General features: G+C 43.6%; 12 protein-coding genes. 11 read left to right on the top strand and 1 reads right to left on the bottom strand.

The annotated features are described in order from the left end of the window. The first annotated feature begins 236 nt into the window (after positions 1-236). The 6 genes from ACZIX4_RS18480 (at position 237) to ACZIX4_RS18455 (ending at position 12190) form a co-directional block, all read left to right on the top strand. Complete coding sequence (locus ACZIX4_RS18480) at positions 237-7025, top strand: beta strand repeat-containing protein (RefSeq protein ID WP_463337131.1); 6789 nt, start codon at positions 237-239, stop codon at positions 7023-7025. Positions 7026-7190: 165 nt separating this feature from the next. Next, positions 7191-7460: a hypothetical protein gene (locus ACZIX4_RS18475; RefSeq protein WP_463337130.1), complete on the top strand. Its 270-nt coding sequence runs from the start codon at positions 7191-7193 to the stop codon at positions 7458-7460. 107 nt (positions 7461-7567) lie between these two features. Further along, entirely contained in the window at positions 7568-7846 is a 279-nt protein-coding gene (locus ACZIX4_RS18470) for a hypothetical protein (protein ID WP_463337129.1), read from the top strand. Positions 7847-7902: 56 nt separating this feature from the next. Continuing rightward, a complete protein-coding gene (ruvX, locus tag ACZIX4_RS18465; RefSeq protein ID WP_463337128.1) occupies positions 7903-8316 on the top strand; it encodes a Holliday junction resolvase RuvX in 414 nt (137 codons plus the stop codon). Between the two features lie 110 nt (positions 8317-8426). Next, complete coding sequence (locus ACZIX4_RS18460) at positions 8427-9914, top strand: malate:quinone oxidoreductase (protein ID WP_463337127.1); 1488 nt, start codon at positions 8427-8429, stop codon at positions 9912-9914. 104 nt (positions 9915-10018) lie between these two features. Beyond that, positions 10019-12190 carry a carboxypeptidase-like regulatory domain-containing protein gene (locus ACZIX4_RS18455; RefSeq protein WP_463337126.1) on the top strand — a complete coding sequence of 724 codons (2172 nt, stop codon included), beginning with the start codon at positions 10019-10021 and terminating at the stop codon, positions 12188-12190. A 1-nt stretch (position 12191) separates the two neighbouring features. Here the strand turns inward: ACZIX4_RS18455 and ACZIX4_RS18450 are convergent, their stop codons facing one another. Beyond that, positions 12192-14414 (bottom strand): FUSC family protein, encoded by a 2223-nt coding sequence (locus ACZIX4_RS18450; RefSeq protein ID WP_463337125.1) that lies wholly within the window; start codon positions 14412-14414, stop codon positions 12192-12194. Between the two features lie 166 nt (positions 14415-14580). Here ACZIX4_RS18450 and def point away from each other — a divergent pair, with 166 nt between their 5' ends. The 5 genes from def (at position 14581) to ACZIX4_RS18425 (ending at position 17969) form a co-directional block, all read left to right on the top strand. After that, positions 14581-15168 carry a peptide deformylase gene (def, locus tag ACZIX4_RS18445; protein WP_463337124.1) on the top strand — a complete coding sequence of 196 codons (588 nt, stop codon included), beginning with the start codon at positions 14581-14583 and terminating at the stop codon, positions 15166-15168. Between the two features lie 72 nt (positions 15169-15240). Then, positions 15241-15690, top strand: a complete 450-nt coding sequence (locus tag ACZIX4_RS18440) for a DUF5606 family protein (RefSeq protein WP_463337123.1) — start codon at positions 15241-15243, stop codon at positions 15688-15690. Between the two features lie 87 nt (positions 15691-15777). Beyond that, a complete protein-coding gene (mazG, locus tag ACZIX4_RS18435; RefSeq protein WP_463337122.1) occupies positions 15778-16551 on the top strand; it encodes a nucleoside triphosphate pyrophosphohydrolase in 774 nt (257 codons plus the stop codon). A gap of 6 nt (positions 16552-16557) precedes the next feature. Next, entirely contained in the window at positions 16558-17682 is a 1125-nt protein-coding gene (locus ACZIX4_RS18430) for a hypothetical protein (RefSeq protein WP_463337121.1), read from the top strand. A gap of 2 nt (positions 17683-17684) precedes the next feature. Next, complete coding sequence (locus ACZIX4_RS18425) at positions 17685-17969, top strand: hypothetical protein (protein ID WP_463337120.1); 285 nt, start codon at positions 17685-17687, stop codon at positions 17967-17969. Positions 17970-17999 lie beyond the last annotated feature (30 nt).

The following is a 17999-nucleotide window of genomic DNA, read 5'->3' as shown; positions in this document are numbered from 1 at the left end:
CTTTTAAAGGACTTCAGCAGATTTTGCACTTTTTTATAAAGTTAATATCTGAATAGATGTTAAGTTATTCCTGATTTTACCCTCCGATTTGCACGGAGGGTTTTTCATTTTGTTTACATGTTAACATAATGGTAATTAAGTTTTTACAGCGTTGCTACATCCAGGTAACACACGATTGTAATATTTGCATGTTACTCAATACCAGAAATCAGAACTTAATTTTTTTAAACCTTTCAATGAAAAAAACTCTACACCAAAAGTTGCGGGGCATAGTAATGCTTGCGCTTTTTTTGACGGCTACTGTCTCGTGGGGGCAGGTTACCTTTAGCGTAACGCGGGGTACTAATGGAGAAAGCAGTACTAATGCCTCAGGTATTACTGTTACGACTAACATCCCGAGTTCCTGCTCTACTTCAGCAAATGGTTCTACGGCATTTTTTACTCAATATGCACCGCTTGCAGGTTTTACTGTTACTATAGCAGGTGTATCCGGTTCAGCTTCAAGAAGTGAGCAAGGTTATAACCAGGTTAACTGGCAACTTGTTAACGGAGCTTCTACTGTAAACGGTAATACAGTTTGTGGTGCAAAATCCAGTAGTTGCGGAGCCAGTAGCGGCAGCGCCTTTACGGTACCTTCAATATCTACAAGTCAAACCATTGCCAGTGGTGGTAATGCAAGAGTTAATGTTATAAGGGCGGCATGTAACAATGGAAATACTCCTGCCGGTACAGGTTATACTGCTATTAATGCTCTTACTGTAACGGGTACTATTACCGGTATTGGTAACATTACCAATTCCAATAACGCAACAATAACTTCCCTAAGCTTTCCTAACACTAACGTGGCAGCCACAAGTGCTGCTTCGTCATTCGTATTACAGCCAAGTGCTATTTCAGGCAGTAATATAAAAGTACAGGCCCCTACAAACTGGGTAGTTTGTGAAACTTCAAACGGAACCTATACAAGCAGTATTTCATTTGCAAACAATACAGCTACCAAAACCATCTATATAAAGTTTGCCCCTACAACTTCAGGTGCACTTTCAGGACAGGTAGTAGTAAGCAAAGAAACCAATGGTGCTACGGTAACTAACCGTACCCTGAATGTTTCAGGAACAGGTGTGGCTGTACCGCCACCGGCTATTACCAGTGCATTAACCGATACTTCGGTATACGGAAGTACAGACACTTACCAAATCACAGCTTCAAATACTCCTAACAGCTATAATGCTACCTATAATAGCGGCGCACTACCTGCCGGTATGGTACTGACAGCAACTTCGGGACTTATTACTATAGATGAAAGCCTTGCTGCGGGTACTTATAATATTGCCATCAGCGCTTCTAATGCCGGTGGTGGGTTTGGTACTGCACAAACGCTTGTATATACTCGTACGGCCAAGTCACTTACCCTAACCGGTGGTGATGCCGATGATAAAATATACGACGGCACTACTGATGTAACAGTTACTGTTGCACCAACATTATCAGGTATTCTTGATGGTGATACAGTTAATATAACAGGCGGCCCTGTTGCAGCCTTTGTTTCTGCCGATGCCGGTACACAACAAGTAAGCATTATAAGCGGCTATGGTGTAGATAATACAAATTATACGCTTGTATATCCACAAGAGCCTGCAGGCCTTACTGCCGAAATATTACAGAAACAACTTACCATTACAGGTATATTTATCAATGACAAAAACTTCGACGGCAATACGGTTGCTTCGATAGGAGGTACGCCAAGCCTTGTAGGTATTATAGACGGTGATGTGGTTACTGTAAACAGTTCGGCTGCTGAAGCTGCATTTACAGGCACCGGCCCTTCAACCAATATACCGGTGATTGTATCGGGCTATACCCTTGATGGCGCCGATGCTGCGAACTATACAGTGGTACAGCCTACAGGCCTTACGGGTAATATAAACGATACCGGCCTGGAATTTCAGACTATTACCTTTGACCCGCTTAGTGCGGTAACGTATGGTGATGCGCCTTTTACACTTAATGCATCATCTACGTCGGGCCTTGAAATAACCTATACAAGTTCTGATGAGAGTATAGCAACAGTTTCAGGTGATACTGTAACCATAACCGGTGCAGGTATCGTAACCATTACTGCAAGCCAATCAGGCAACAGCCAGTACAACCCTGCACAGGCGGTACAGCAACAGCTTGTGGTTAACCCTAAAACACTTACCATAAACGATGCAGCTGCAATTACCAAAACCTATGACGGTACTACTACTGCCCAGGTTAGTGGTACCCTTACAGGTATTGTAGGTACAGATGTGGTAACTACAAGTGGTACTGGTACATTTGAAGACAAAAATGCAGGCGTAAACAAAACGGTTACCACGGTATTTGCACTAAGCGGTGACGATGCTGCTAATTATGTATTGGAACAACCGGGAGATATCACCGGTACTATAACCCCGCTACAACTTACTGTAAATAATGCTACAGCACAGGATAAAGTTTATAACGCAAATACTGTTGCTGCCATTACAGGTATTTTGGATGGTGTAATTGGTACCGATGTTGTTGCTTTGGTGGGCACAGGGGCTTTTGCAAGCCCGGATGTTGCCCAAAATATTGAGGTTACAGCTGCTGTTATACTAAGCGGTGACGATGCTGCTAACTATACCGTAGCGCAGCCTACAGGGCTTTCGGCAGATATTACAGCTGCAGGAATTACTGTAACAGCTACAGCTTCAGATAAAGTATACGACCGCACTACAGATGCCCAGATAACTGTTACCGGTGTTACCGGTATTGCCGACGGTGACGATGTTACCGTAACCGGTGGCGGTACATTTGATGACTATAATGTAGGTATTGGTAAGCCTGTAACGGCTAACCTTGTATTGGGCGGAGCCGATGCGGCAAACTATACATTTACACAGCCTGCAGGCCTTACGGCTGCTATCACCAAAAAAGATATTACTGCCGATATTACTGCTGCCGTTGTAGCAGATAAAGTATATAACAACACTACCGCTGCTGTAGTAAGCGGGGTAGCGCTTAACGATGTTGTTACCGGCGATGAAGCTGATGTACAGGCTGTATCAGCGGTATTCGCACAGGAAACTGTAGGTACAGGCATTTCAGTATCTGATTTTGTGCTTTCGGGTACGGCTTCAGGTAACTATAACCTTGTTCAGCCTGTAGAAACACTTTCAGGTAACATTACACCTGCCACACTTACCCTGAACAGTGCTGCTGCACAAAATAAGGTATATGACGGTACAACTGCTGCCACTGTAACCGGTACACTTGCCGGTATAGTTACAGATGATACTGTTACTTATAACGGTATAGGTACTTTTGCATCTCCTGATGTGGCTAACGATATAGAGGTTACTGCGGCCATTACCCTAAGTGGTGCCGATAGTGCTAATTATACCATCACCCAGCCTACAGGCCTTAATGCAGACATTACAAGGAAAGCAGTTACCATAGCTGCCGAAGCAGTTTCTAAAGTATATGACGGTAACATAGCTACTACAGTACAAAATGCTTACGTTGTTACTACAGACATCATCAGCCCTGACGACGTAACCGTTGCCGAAACTACAGTAAGCGGTACATTTAACAACCCTGCTGTAGCTAATAACAAACCGGTATCGGCTACATTTACATTAGCAGGTGCCGATGCAGGTAATTACAGCATTACTGTACAAACGTATCCGGCTAACATTACAGCTGCTACGCTTACCGTTGATGTAACCAATGCAGCTGTAACTACTAAAATATACGACGGTACTGCTACTGCACAGGTAACAGGTGCCGTACTTAGCGGTGTGCTTGAAGGTGATACAGTAAACGCCGTAAGCGGTACTTTTGATACTGCAAATGCAGGTACTGAAAAACCGGTAACTATAGTGCTTACCGGTACCAGTGCAGCTAACTATACGCTTACACAACCTGAAACTCCATTGACAGGTACTGTAAACAAAAAAGATATTACTGCTACGGCTAATAACCTTTCTAAAGTACAGGGAGCGGTTAACCCGTCACTAACCATAACCTATAACGGAATGGTAAATGGTGAAACCGCTGCTACAGCGTTTAACTTTACAGCGCCTGAAACGGCTACTACGGCTGTTACAGCATCGCCAATAGGTGTGTATCCTATTACTATACAAGGTGGTTCGGCTGGTAACTACAACTTTACATCACTTACTGATGGCTGGCTTAGCGTTATGGCTTCAACCACTGTGGCTAATATCCTTGCATGGGATTTTACAGGTGAAGCACAGTTGGCTACTTCTACCGCTGAAATACAGAACAGCAATCTTGACTCTTCACTTACACTTTCGCGTGGTGCAGGTGCAGCTGCTTCTGCCGGAGCCAACTCATTCAGGACAGTAGGCTTCCAGAATAATGGTGTAGCTCTTACGAATACTGATTATTTCCAGTTTCAAATATCAGCAGACCCTAACTACGTAGCATCATTAACATCAATAGATGCGTCATTCAGGGGAACGGCTTCTTTTGGTAATTCTGTTACACACCGTTATGCATACAGTACAGACGGTACTAACTTTACATTTATAGGAAACCCTGTAGTTACTACTACAGGAGAATTTGCCACACTTTCTGTAGATGTTAGTGGTGTAGCTGCCCTGCAAAACATACCTGCGGGTACTACTGTAACCTTCAGGTATTATGCCAGCGGAAATACTTCTACCGGCGGATGGGGTTATTACTCGGCATCGACAGGTAACTATGGCCTTGCTATAAAAGGTACAGTTTCTGCTGCACCGGCACTTCCTGTAATTACCAGTGCACTTACCGATAGTTCATCTATAGGTGCCACAGATACCTACCAGATAACCGCTACCGGTACACCGCAAATAAACCTTTCTGTTACTTCACTTCCTATAGGTGCTACGGTAGATAACACAGGCCTTATAACATTTGACGGTACTACACCGGCAGGTACTTATAACATTATACTTTCGGCATCAAGCTTCTACGGCACCGATACCGAAACCCTTGTGTATACTGTGAACAAACTGGACCAGATACTTACTTTCGACCCGGACCCGCTACCGGTTAAAGTATTAGGCGAGGCTCCGTTCCTGTTTGAAGTAAGCAACACAGCCGGCCTTCCGGTTAACTGGTCAAGTTCAGATGAATCAGTAGTAACTATTGATGCTGCCGGTATAATAACCATTGTAGGCCCGGGCACAGCTACCATTACCGCGTCAAATGCAGGTGATGCTACTTACAATCCGGTAACCGAAACACGTAACATTACTGTATCTTCAGGCTGCTTTGAGTGGACAGGTGCTGTAAGTACAAACTGGAACGAAGCCGGTAACTGGTGTGGTAACATTGTGCCGTTTGGCAGCAGTGATGTTACTATTGTTGATGCTGCTAACGATCCTGTAATTACAACAGGTATAGCTAATGCACACAACCTTACCGTAGCTGCAAGTGCTACACTTACTGTAAACTCTGGCGCTACCCTTAATGTAGATAATATCCTTAGTGTTAACGCAGCCGGTACACTAACCGTACAGGACAATGCTGCACTACTGCAAGGTGAAGCGACTGTAGCCAACGCTAACAATGGTAACATTACAATCAACAAAAAGAGCAACCCGCTATACAGGTTAGATTACACCATGTGGTCTTCTCCTGTAGATGTATGGACTGTAGGCCAGTTCTCTCCGGCCACGGCAAGTAACCGTTACTATGAGTACCTGCATGTAGATGGCCTTGATGCCTACTCTCCGGTAGCCCCGACTACTGTATTTACAGCAGCAAAAGGTTACCTTATCCGTATGCCGAATGTACTTAGCGCTGACGTAACCGGTACTACTAATGACCTTGTTACTACACCGGCCGAGTATATTGCAGGAACTGACAACTACATTTTTAACGGTTCGTTTACCGGTAAGCCAAACAACGGTACCATAACTTATCCGCTAAATACAGAAGGTGGAAGGTTTACCGCTGTAGGTAACCCTTACCCGTCGCCAATAAACATCAACGAGTTCTTTAACGGCGATACCGACCCTGTAACAGCGGGTACACAAAACAATGGCAATGTTATAGACATTGCATCGGGTATCTACCTGTGGAGGAAGCGTAACAACAGCGCTAGCTCGTCTTATGCTACCATTAACCTTGGAGGTTATGTAGTAAACCCTGCCGAAGGTGGCGGATCTGAACAGTCTGATTTCTATACAGGTAACAGCCTTAATTGGATACTTTCGCAAGGACAGGGCTTTATTGTGAAAACAAAAGCGGGGCTAACTAACCCTCAGCTTACGTTTACAAACAGCATGCGTACACCATCAACAGGTGTTTCACAAGGCTTCTTTAAGTCGGCGCCAATCACTGCTTCACGCCTTTGGCTGAACATGGTTGCCGAAAACGGTACCGCAAGCCAAACCATGGTAGGTTATTTTGAAGATGCTACCCTGAGCCTTGATTACGGTTTTGACGCTAAGAACTTTGCAGACGGCAATGCTGTAGCATTCTACTCAGTAGCCGAAACAACACCGCTTGCCATACAGGCAAGGCCGGGCTTTGAAGTAAGCGATGTAGTACCTATGGGCTTTACAGCGCCAAATGCAGGTACCTTTACCGTAAACCTTGACCATGTGGACGGCCTGTTTGCAGACGGACAGAAAATTTACCTTAGGGATAACGCAGAAGGTATAGTACGCGACCTTACGCAGTATGATTATACCTTTACTACCGAAGCAGGTACGTTTGAAGAGCGTTTTGATGTAATTTACACCACACAGGCGCTTGGTACAGATAACCCTGTTGTAGATGCTGCCAAAGTGATTGTTTATACCGAAGGTAAAGTAATAGGTATTAACAGCGTAAATGTTACGATGAACAATGTAGCCATCTACGACATCCGTGGCCGCAAGCTTTACAGCCAAAACAATATCAACAATACCCAACTGAAAATAAGCACCCTTACTGCAGAGCAGCAGGTACTTATAGTAGAGGTAGATACTGTAAATGGTAAAGTAAGTAAGCGTATTATATTCTAAACGGTTGCTATAAAGCTTAATATACCCCAAGAGATTAGGGCTGTCCGGTAAGGGCAGCCCTTTCTTTTTTAGCAAATGTTATAACAACCTTAGCATTTCTTTATAAGATTTGCCCTAAAAAAACTTATAATTTAGTATCTGTATTCTTACTAAAATCAATTTGTTATGGATTATAATGCACTGGAAAAAGATTTTGATTGCGCCTGCAGGGATGTTATCACACAGCTCTCAGTGCTCTATAAAACTGAGTACTACAACGGCGCAGGAAGGCTGGAAACATTTTTGGACATGATTAAGACCAATTTTGAAAAAGCCGAACAGTTATTCATAGATAAGAATAAGCTGACAGGCAATACGGAAGCGCTAAAACGCATCAGGAAAATAGCCCGTGACCATGCCAAAAAATGCCTCGACGACTACGGCAGGCTGCTATAAAAATAGCAGGTACGAAAAATTTTATTATTTTACTGTTAAATATTGTAATGTTCAACGGAGTATTGTGTGTTTATTTTGACATTCCGAAATTAACGTCCATCTACAACATGAGCTTTAATATTGATCTGTTAAAACAAGAACTTGAAAAAGCGTGTGCTGAAGTAAACCGGTCATTTCATAAAAAATTCAGCGGAAGCCTTTACGTATCGGCCGGGGGAGCTAAGCTTGAGGCTTTTATAAGCGAACTGCAAAACCATTTACAGGCGGCATCGCAAAGGTTTATAAAAGAAAACGGGCTGGAGAAAAATACAGGCGCCAAAAGGATTGTTATGGCCACGGCGCGCGAATACGCTAAAAAAACCATTGAAGACTTCAGCAGGATTTAAAGAAATACGCTACCGGCTGGTAAAAGCCGTATCTTTACACCTTTAAACTATAGTACATGCCACGCATACTTGCCATAGATTACGGTGCAAAAAGGACGGGTATAGCCGTTACCGACGAATTACAGCTTATAGCTTCGGGGCTTACCACGGTAGAAACGCCTAAGCTGTTCCCTTTCCTTACCGACTACTTTAAAAAAGAGAGTGTAGCCACGGTAGTGGTAGGGGAGCCTAAGCAAATGAACGGCCTGCCATCTGAAAGTGCGGATATGATTGAGAAATTCGTCACCGGTTTTGCAGGGCAGTTCCCTGAAATCGAAATAGTAAGGGTAGACGAACGCTTTACAAGCAAATTAGCATTTAATGCGATGCTTGCTGGAGGCCTGAAAAAGAAACAAAGACAGGATAAAGGGCTTATTGATGAAATTTCCGCAACGATTTTGCTTCAGGATTATTTATCTCAAAAAAAATAGTTGTAATTTTTTGAATTTTGTTAAAAATATATTTTTCTTAATATAAGCCGTGCTTTTATAATAATTCTTTGATGTTTTCGGAGTAAATTTGTGTTTTCAAAAAATAGCTGATGTCAACTGATAAGCAACAAGAACCCGAAGTGGTTCTTATAGGCGCCGGTATTATGAGCGCAACTTTAGGTGTGTTTTTAAAGGAATTAATGCCTGAAGTAACAATCAATATTTATGAAAAACTGGATGTGGCTGCCGCCGAAAGCAGCGATGCCTGGAACAATGCAGGTACAGGCCACTCAGCTTTTTGCGAGCTTAACTACACCCCCGAACTTAACGACGGAACCATAGAAACCATAAAGGCAGTACGTATTGCCGAATGGTTTGAGCAGTCGAAGCAATTCTGGACGTACCTTGTACAGAAAGGCCTGCTTAACAATCCCGAAAATTTTATAAGGCCCATACCGCACCTTAGTTTTGTGTGGGGAGCCGAAAACGTAACCTACCTTAAGAAAAGGCACGAAGCCCTGAGCAAATTCCCGTTGTTCAGTGCTATGGAGTATACCGAAGATGCCGAAACCCTGAAGCAGTGGATTCCGTTGGTTATGGAAGGCCGTAAAGCCGATGAGGTTGTAGCCGCTACCAACATGAAAATTGGTACCGACGTAAACTTCGGCGAACTTACACGTAACCTTTTTGCATGGCTGGGCAGCCAGCAGGGCGTAAACATCTACTACGGCAAGCAGGTAAAAGACATTAAACGAAACGGCACCGGCTGGAAGATAAAAGTTAAAGATGTAGCCACAGGCAATAAAACATCGGCTGCAACAAAGTTTGTGTTTATAGGCGCAGGCGGTGGTTCGCTACACCTGCTTGAAAAAGCAAACATACCGGAAGGCAAAGGCTACGGCGGTTTCCCGGTAAGCGGGCAGTGGCTGAAATGCGTAAATGAAGAACTGATACAAAAACATAATGCCAAAGTATACGGTAAGGCTTCGGTAGGGGCGCCGCCTATGTCGGTTCCCCACGTAGATACCCGTATGATTAATGGTAAAAAGGAACTGCTGTTTGGCCCTTATGCTGGGTTCAGTACCAAGTTCCTGAAACAGGGTTCGTATGCCGACCTGTTTACTTCTATAAACCTGGGTAACATAAAGCCTATGCTTGCAGCGGGCTACCACAACCTTCCGCTTACAAAATACCTTATACAACAGGTAACTCAAAGCCCGGAAGACAGGCTTGAAGCGCTTAAAGAATACCTTCCTGAGGCGAAAATGGAAGACTGGAAACTGGAAATCGCAGGCCAGCGTGTACAGGTTATTAAAAAAGATGAAAAAGCAGGTGGCAAACTTGAGTTTGGTACCGAAGTTATAAACAGTGCCGATGGTTCGCTTGCAGTGCTATTGGGTGCTTCACCGGGTGCCAGTACAGCCGTTACCGTAATGCTCGATGTTATGGAGCGCTGTTTCCCACAGGTGAAAAGCGCGGAATGGCAGGCTAAACTTAAAGCCATGATACCGTCTTATGGGCAGTCGCTTAACGATAACCCGCAACTGTTAGCCACCGTGCGTGAACAGTCTGATAAGGCTTTGAAAATAAACCAGTAACTGGTTTTAAATTATAGAAGGAGGCTATTTAGCCTCCTTTTTTTGTATTGTTCCCAACCTTTTTATCGTTTTACTCCTCTATAGTAATATAAACAGATATAACTATGAGCAGATATACCAACCTCCGTAATTTTTTTGTAACGTTATTATTGCTGGTTAGCTTTATTTCTACCGCTACAGGTAAACAGGTGCCGGTTATAAAAGGCACTGTGCATGATGAAAAAGGTAAGCCTGTGGCAAAAGCCGAAGTAGCTAACCTGAGTAATAGCTTTTATACGTATACTGATGCGTATGGGCGTTTTGAAATACTCGGGCAAAAAGGCAACAGGCTCAGGGTACGTTTTCAGGGGAAGTTAGATATAGTGGCAGCAGTTTCGAAAGTAAAAAATGTAGATTTATCATTTGACACCAAGGAAACGATTGCTGCAAAAGAACGGGAAAAAATTACTAAAAATGCTCATGCTAAAGGTTCAAACCACTATAAGAATAGTGTGATAGGGCAGGTGCTGGATGAGAACGGTTTATCCTTACCCGGTGTATTGATTTCAATTAAAGGTACTACCAAAACAACTATAACAGATATTGACGGATATTATGGTATTGATGCAAAAGTAGGAGATGTATTGGTGGCTTCGTTTGTAGGGTATCAAACCATGGAAATAAAAATTACACACACCGTAATGAATTTTAGCCTTCACCCAAGTGCTACTGAACTTAGTGAGGTTGTAGTTGTGGGCTATGGAACAATGAAAAAAGAAAGTGTAAGCATACGGGGTGTAGCATCGGGAGTTGAAGTGGACAGAACCCGGCCAAAGTTGGCTACTGCGGCTGCCATAGTTACTTCAAAATCAGCCGAGGCAAGCCCTTCACCTGCTACAGGAGACGTAGCTGTGCCTTCTAAAATGGGAGCTGATGACCTAAAATATTATAAAAGAAAAGAGGAAGGAATAAAGCCGGGGCAGCTTACTGCCGGGGAGGTGAATGATTTCAGTAAATGGGATTATTGGGAAGACCTTACCAAAGACCAGTTGGCACAATGGCGTAAAGAGTGGCAAATATCCCCTACGTTAAGGTATTCGGTTTCGCTGGTTACAAAAGATGGCTATCCGGTTGTAAACAAGGAAGTAAATTTGACAAATGTTGAAGGCGTAAAACTTTGGTCTGCCCGGACCGATAATACAGGAAAGGCAGAATTATGGTACAGGCCTGATGCTTATGAGAATGAATCGGTTGATGACGAATTGCAGATTACTGATGGTAACGGGACTACAATAATCAATAACCCTAAAGAATTTCACAAAGGAATTAATACCTATGTGACTAACCTGCCGTGCAATACACCTAACAAAATTGATATTGCCTTTATGATAGATGCTACAGGTTCTATGGGAGATGAAATCAGTTATCTCCAGGCAGAACTTTATGATGTTTTGAAACGCAGCAAAGATTCCCTTAAAAATATTGATTTACGTATGGGGAGTGTTTTTTACCGTGATAAGGCTGATGAATATTTATTGAAGGCTTTTGACCTGACACCTGCCATACCCGATGTTGTTTCATTTATAAAGCAGCAGAATGCAAGAGGAGGAGGCGATTATCCGGAAGCAGCTACCGAGGCATTTGAAAAATCAATAGATACGCTGGGGTGGAGTGATGATGCCCGCGCACGCCTGCTTTTTGTTGTGCTTGATGCCCCGCCGCATAGTGAAGGTGATAACATAGAAAAGTTACAGAAACTTGCCGCAAGGGCTGCCAAAAAAGGTATCAGGATAATCCCTGTAGCGGCCAGTGGTATTGATAAGAGTACTGAATATTTAATGCGTGCCATGGCGTTGCAAACAAATGGTACCTACCTGTTCCTTACTAACCATAGCGGTATAGGCAACAACCATATAGAGCCTTCTACAGACTCATATAAAGTAGAAACACTGAACGAATTACTACTCCGTGTTATACTGCAAATGTCTCAGGTTACAGATTGTAAGTCAGATAATTTACAGCAAAACAATATTATAGAACAACGGGTAGTAAATACAGGGCTTAAACTCATCTGCGCACCAAATCCTACCACGGGAAAAACTACTGTAACCATAAGTAACAATGAACGGGCTAACAGCCTTGGGATTTTTGATGCAACCGGTAAGCTACTGATGTATTTTGAGGATAAAAACGACACGTATAACATTGACCTGACGTCATTTCCTGATGCTGTGTATTATGTAAAGGCTGAGGTTAACAGTAGTGTGCTTTATGGCAAGATTATAAAAAAACAGTAAGCTATTTCACCGTTTCCAGCTTTTTAACGGCTTTTACAATACGCTCGCTAAGGCTGTTCAGCCAAACCAACTGCTCTATAACCAGTTGGGCTTCTTCCATACGTAGCCGGAATTCCTGCTCGTCGGTAAGTTCGAGTTCCTTCAGTTCGCGTGCGCGTATGTTTTTAAGCTCAGTAAAACGCATGGCCAGTTCCTCATTGTCTTGCAGCAGGGCTGCTTCGGCACGGTCTTCCATATCCATTAGGGCTATGGCATGCTCCAGGTTTTTTATAACGGTAGCCACCACGGTATTAAAAGCCTCACTTGCCGAAGTGGTGTGGTGCGATTGTATATACGTACCCATAGACGCCAAAGATGACAGCATGGTATGGTTCAGCACGGCAATTTTATATACCTGTTGCTGCTGTTTTTGTTTGCTTTTAGGCTCCTGTGCCATACGCTGGTAGCTTTGCATCAGGTTACCAAGCGCAACGAATGCATTTTTACGCGCCAGGCGATAACCTGTGGTCACTTCGCCTTTGTTGTTGTAGTAGCGTGATATTTCGGTAAGGTAATCGCGGTTGGCTTCAATAGCGCTCTTAATATATTTCGGCAGGGTTATAAACTCCCACGAAGGCCAAAAGAAATAATTGGCTATAAACGCCAGTACTGCACCCACGGCAGTATCTATAAAACGGTATTGTATTACGTCGTTTATATTTGGCGTAAGCAGCGAATACAATAGTATTACATAAATGGTTACAAAAGTAGCTCCTACACTATAGTTAATCGCCGTAAACGTAAAGCCCAGCAGCATACAGATGATGGACAGCGTACCGATGATTTCCGGATTATGGATAAAATGCAGTAGGGCAAACGCCACTACACCACCTGCCACTGTGCCCGCTATACGCTGGTACGAACGCTGTTTGGTAAGGCCGTAACCGGGGCGCATAATTACCACTATGGTAAGCAATATCCAGTAAATATTCTGGAACGGGAAGATGTTGCCTATAATAAACCCTATGGCTATGGTGAGCGTAAGCCGCAGTGAGTGCCTGAAAATAGTACTACTGAATGTAAGGTTTTCTTTAAGTGTGCCCAGCAGGTAATTTTCAGGTGTGAGGAATTTTTCCAAATCACGCCTGCGGTGTTCAGGCATTTCCTTAAAAGAAAGGTTTTGTACAAATACCCGTTCTATGAATTTTATTTTTTCAATCTGCTTTTCGGCGTAGTGCAGCACGTTCAGCAACATCCATAGCCCTTCGGCATCACCTTCCTTGCCTGCGGAAGCTTCGTATTCGGCTATGGCTTTTTCCAGCGCTTCCAGGTTTTGTGTCAGGTTGTGCTTGGGTACATACTGCTTATGGTTTTCCAGGTTTTTGCCAAGTTTCTTCAATGTGGCACCCATATCATACGCCAGTTTCTGGTATATGTAAAGCACTTTAGAGCTTTTGCCAAACTTCTCGAACATCTTACTGTGGTCAAACGGGGTAGAAAGCCCCAACTCTAAAATTTCCATCAGCGAAATGAAAACCATCAGCATACGGCGGTTTTTGCTGTTAGTACCGGCAGTGCCGTGGCTGCGTATCAATATTTCACGCAGGTTGTCGTGGGTGGTGTTTATGTCTACCTGCAGGTGCAGCTGCTTGCTGATAATGGTCTCCCTGTCGGCATTAGCATCCCAAAGGTCGCCGCGAAGCTTCATGTACTTGGCGGTAAACTTCAGACAGTCGGCTATCTGTAATTCGCTATAACGGTGCGGATTCAGGTAATTAAAAGCAAGCGATAGTACTATGTAGAAAAGCGAACCGGCAAATACTTCGCCTGCATAGATAAAAACTTCGGTACCGGTCTGTATATGCCCGGTGCCTAATGCAATGGCCAGCAAGCCCGAAAACGACACCATTGTAGCCCTTTGTCCGTATACCGAAATCATGGACAGGAAAAAGATAAGCGCCGTGATTATTGGGTAAAAAAGCCACGGTAACGGGTGCAGCAGGTTTACCATAAGCGTGCTGCCCGATATGATTACGGCTGCCGTAAAAAGCCCTTTAACCCGCTGCTGCCAGTTGCTCGGGATATCAGACGGGTAGGTGAGGAATGCCCCGAGTGCTATGGTAAAACCCGCTTCAAAAAGGTCAAATTGTTTTAATATAAGTACCGGTAATACCGCTGCTGCCGTAACAATAAATGCCCGGGTAAAATTGGCGTTTTCGGTAAAAAGGCGTACGCGTTGTATCATATCGGTGTGGGGGCAAAGGTACGCAATGCAAAATTCGACGGGGTATTATTGCCGTGAATTCTCACAAAAATTTAGCATTTGCAGTAACTTCGGTAATATTGTAATTATTTCCTATTTTTGCGGCTTAACGAGGCTGTGCGCAGGCACGGTTTTAACACACACGATTATGGTACTACCTATTATAGCTTACGGCGACCCGGTATTGCGCAAAAAGGGCGAAAACATCCCACAGGATTACCCGAACCTGAAGCAGCTTATAGCCGATATGTTCGAAACCATGTACAATGCACACGGCGTAGGGCTTGCCGCACCGCAAATAGGCCTTGCTATAAGGCTTTTTGTTATTGATACTACCCCTTTCGGCGAAGACGAAGACCTGAGCAAAGAGGAACAACAACAGCTTTCTACCTTTAAAAAGGCGCTTATTAATCCGGTTATCGTTAAGGAAGACGGTGAGGAGTGGGGCTTTAATGAAGGCTGCCTTAGTATACCCGAAGTGCGCGAGGATGTATACCGCCACGAAAGGATAACCATAGAATATTACGATGAGGATTTTAATAAGCATACTGATGTTTACGATGGTTTGATAGCCAGGGTTATACAGCATGAGTACGACCATATTGAAGGAATTTTATTTACGGACAGACTATCTCCGCTAAAAAAGCGTTTAATAAATAAAAAGCTCCAGAACATTATGGAGGGCAAAACAAGGCCTGATTATAAAATGAAATTTATTGCCAAAAAAGGCAGATAATTTTTGTTTTTAAGGGCAAACATTAGATATTTGCGTCCCTTAAATTTTTAAGACTGAGAAAAACACTGCATAATGAGTATAGAAAAAATATTGGCCATTTCGGGTAAACCGGGGCTTTATGAACTGAAACTGCAAACCCGTACCGGTTTTGTGGCAGAATCACTTATAGACGGAAAAAAAGTAACGGTGGGCCTTAGGAGTAACGTAAGCCTGCTTTCGGAAATATCGGTATATACCTATGACGGCGAAATCCGCCTTAGCGAGGTATTCCGCAGCATTGCCGAGAAAGAGGATAACGGCCCGGCACTTTCTCACAAAGAGGATAATGCCAAGCTTGAAACTTACTTCAGGGAAGCACTTCCTGAGTTTGATGAAGACAGGGTATATGCTTCAGACATTAAAAAGATACTTAACTGGTACAACATGCTACAGGCTAAAGGCCTTGTAAGCAAAGATGCACCTGCTGCTGAAGCTACTGAGACAACTGAAGCTACGGCTGAGGAAGTTAAAGCTGAAGAATAAGAATAATTTACAATCTTAGTTTATACAAAAGTCCTGTTGCGGTAAAATGCAGCAGGATTTTTTTATTTTTACACCAAATTTTCAGCCATGAATACACGCCAGCAACAACTTGACGCTTTTAATCGCCTGCTCGACATTATGGATGACCTGCGCGAAAAATGCCCATGGGATAAAAAGCAGACTCTGCAAAGCCTTCGCCACCTTACCATAGAAGAGACCTATGAGCTGGGCGATGCTATCCTGGACAATGACCTTCAGGAGATAAAAAAGGAGTTGGGCGATATACTGCTGCACATTGTTTTCTACGCTAAAATAGGCAGTGAAACCGGTGATTTCGACATTGCTGATGTGGCTAACAGTATTTGCGATAAGCTGATACACCGCCACCCGCATATTTATGGTGATGTGGTAGTGGAAGATGAAGAACAAGTAAAACAAAACTGGGAAAAGCTGAAGCTGAAAGAAGGCAAAAAATCGGTGCTGGAAGGTGTGCCAAAGAGCCTGCCTGCATTGGTTAAGGCAAGCCGCATACAGGATAAGGCACGTGGTGTAGGTTTCGATTGGGAAGAACCGGGACAGGTTTGGGAAAAGGTGCAGGAGGAGATTGCCGAATTCCATGAGGAAGTTGTACATGGCGACCAGGATAAAATAGAAGGCGAATTTGGTGATGTTTTATTCTCGCTGATAAATTATGCACGGTTTTTGAAAATAAACCCTGAGGATGCCTTAGAACGCACCAACAAAAAATTTATAAAGCGTTTTACATATCTTGAAGGCAAGGCTGCCGAAATGGGTAAATCGCTTGCCGATATGACCCTTGCGGAGATGGATGTATTTTGGAACGAAGCTAAAAAGCTGTAATTATAGATGAAAAAGTTATTAGTACTATGCCTTTTTGTGGGCAGCCTTTGTTACGGGCAAAAGATTACAGTAGCAGAACTCCAGATAAAGCTTGAGGGAAATAAAACTGAAGAGGTGATGTACGGCTTTGCTGCCGGCGACCGTGTTATCCTTACGCTAAAGGCTGATGGCGCTTCATTGGCGGAAGTGAGCGTGTTGCAATACCCCGATGTGCTGAAATACAAAGGCCAAAACATCAAGGAAGAAAAAAAAGAATTTACCGTAATAGATAAATCGGTTTATGTATTTAGGTTTAATAATACCGCGCGCGGCAAACGTACCTGTAACGTTACCATAACCCGTATACCCGCCGGTAGTGATACCCGCAATTTTAATACGGCCATAAAATGGGCTACAACGCAGGACACGGTTTGGACTTCGGTTACAAAAGAGGTGCTAACCGGCTATGATTCGGTACGTGTGCAGAAAACCCACCGTACCATAGCATCGGAAACCCGTTATGAAGAAATGATACTGGACAAAAGCCAGCGTGTAGGGGCTAAGGCTACTAACCTGGGCGATACGCGTTCGTTTGTTGCCTTTACGTTGCCTGAAAATACTGTTTCCAAAGACGAGACTAAAAAAGTGGTTGCCTGGGCGTACTGGGTAGGTGTAGGCGAGGAGAGTAATGAGTTCTGGAAGCAGAACCGTAAAATGATTGTAGGCGCGGTGCAAACGGCTACTACGTATTTTACATCGCCGCTGGGCGGTGTGGCTGCCGGTGCGGTGACCAACCTGGTGCTGCCTGTAAACGGCGAGGATGTGGAATATGCCCTGACAAACGAAGCTAATAAAAAGCTGTTTATGGAAGGGAAGGAGTGCAAGCCTTTTGATAATGGTAAAGGCATAGCGGCTTATAAGCGCTTTATTGATGCGAAAATGCTGCAAGGGACTTATTATATGGCGCTGGCCAATGACAACCTTGTACAACCCATAGATGTCAATGTAAAAATTTCGACTATAATTGAACATATTAAATACAAGGACGAGAAATACACCGACTATACCGTAACGCCCCGTTATGAGAAAAAGTCGGTTAAGGAACCGCAAATCACATCAGTAAAAGTACCTGTAACATTTGACCATAAATAATCTTGACACCGCTGACCATTATAATTGCCGAAGTACTGCTATTGCTGCTGTTGTGTGTTGGCTTCGACCTGAAGAAAATACCCTTTGGTAAACATATCGCTTTGCTGGTAATTGTATTGGCTAACATATTCGTGTTCCCAAACTTTTTCTACCCGGAATACGGGGAAGATGAAGTAAGGTGCGGGTTGCCCTATATGGCTGTTGGCTTTATATTTTATATAGTGGCTAATGTTATTGCTGCTATTACAGTATCCCTCTACCAGTTGGCTAAAAACATGATTTCCTAATATATCTTAAAAAAAAATAACCCCGCCATA

It is taken from the genome of Flavobacterium niveum, from assembly GCF_055231775.1.
The sequence above is the reverse complement of the archived record's forward strand: the minus strand, read 5'-3'. Positions and strand labels throughout refer to the sequence as shown.

What these genes read in the sequence shown, in the direction of transcription:
- ACZIX4_RS18480 (WP_463337131.1), top strand. Translation starts at nt 237, where the DNA reads ATGAAAAAAACTCTACACCAAAAGTTGCGGGGCATAGTAATGCTTGCG.
- ACZIX4_RS18475 (WP_463337130.1), top strand. Translation starts at nt 7,191, where the DNA reads ATGGATTATAATGCACTGGAAAAAGATTTTGATTGCGCCTGCAGGGAT.
- ACZIX4_RS18470 (WP_463337129.1), top strand. Translation starts at nt 7,568, where the DNA reads ATGAGCTTTAATATTGATCTGTTAAAACAAGAACTTGAAAAAGCGTGT.
- ruvX (WP_463337128.1), top strand. Translation starts at nt 7,903, where the DNA reads ATGCCACGCATACTTGCCATAGATTACGGTGCAAAAAGGACGGGTATA.
- ACZIX4_RS18460 (WP_463337127.1), top strand. Translation starts at nt 8,427, where the DNA reads ATGTCAACTGATAAGCAACAAGAACCCGAAGTGGTTCTTATAGGCGCC.
- ACZIX4_RS18455 (WP_463337126.1), top strand. Translation starts at nt 10,019, where the DNA reads ATGAGCAGATATACCAACCTCCGTAATTTTTTTGTAACGTTATTATTG.
- ACZIX4_RS18450 (WP_463337125.1), bottom strand. Translation starts at nt 14,414, where the DNA reads ATGATACAACGCGTACGCCTTTTTACCGAAAACGCCAATTTTACCCGG.
- def (WP_463337124.1), top strand. Translation starts at nt 14,581, where the DNA reads ATGGTACTACCTATTATAGCTTACGGCGACCCGGTATTGCGCAAAAAG.
- ACZIX4_RS18440 (WP_463337123.1), top strand. Translation starts at nt 15,241, where the DNA reads ATGAGTATAGAAAAAATATTGGCCATTTCGGGTAAACCGGGGCTTTAT.
- mazG (WP_463337122.1), top strand. Translation starts at nt 15,778, where the DNA reads ATGAATACACGCCAGCAACAACTTGACGCTTTTAATCGCCTGCTCGAC.
- ACZIX4_RS18430 (WP_463337121.1), top strand. Translation starts at nt 16,558, where the DNA reads ATGAAAAAGTTATTAGTACTATGCCTTTTTGTGGGCAGCCTTTGTTAC.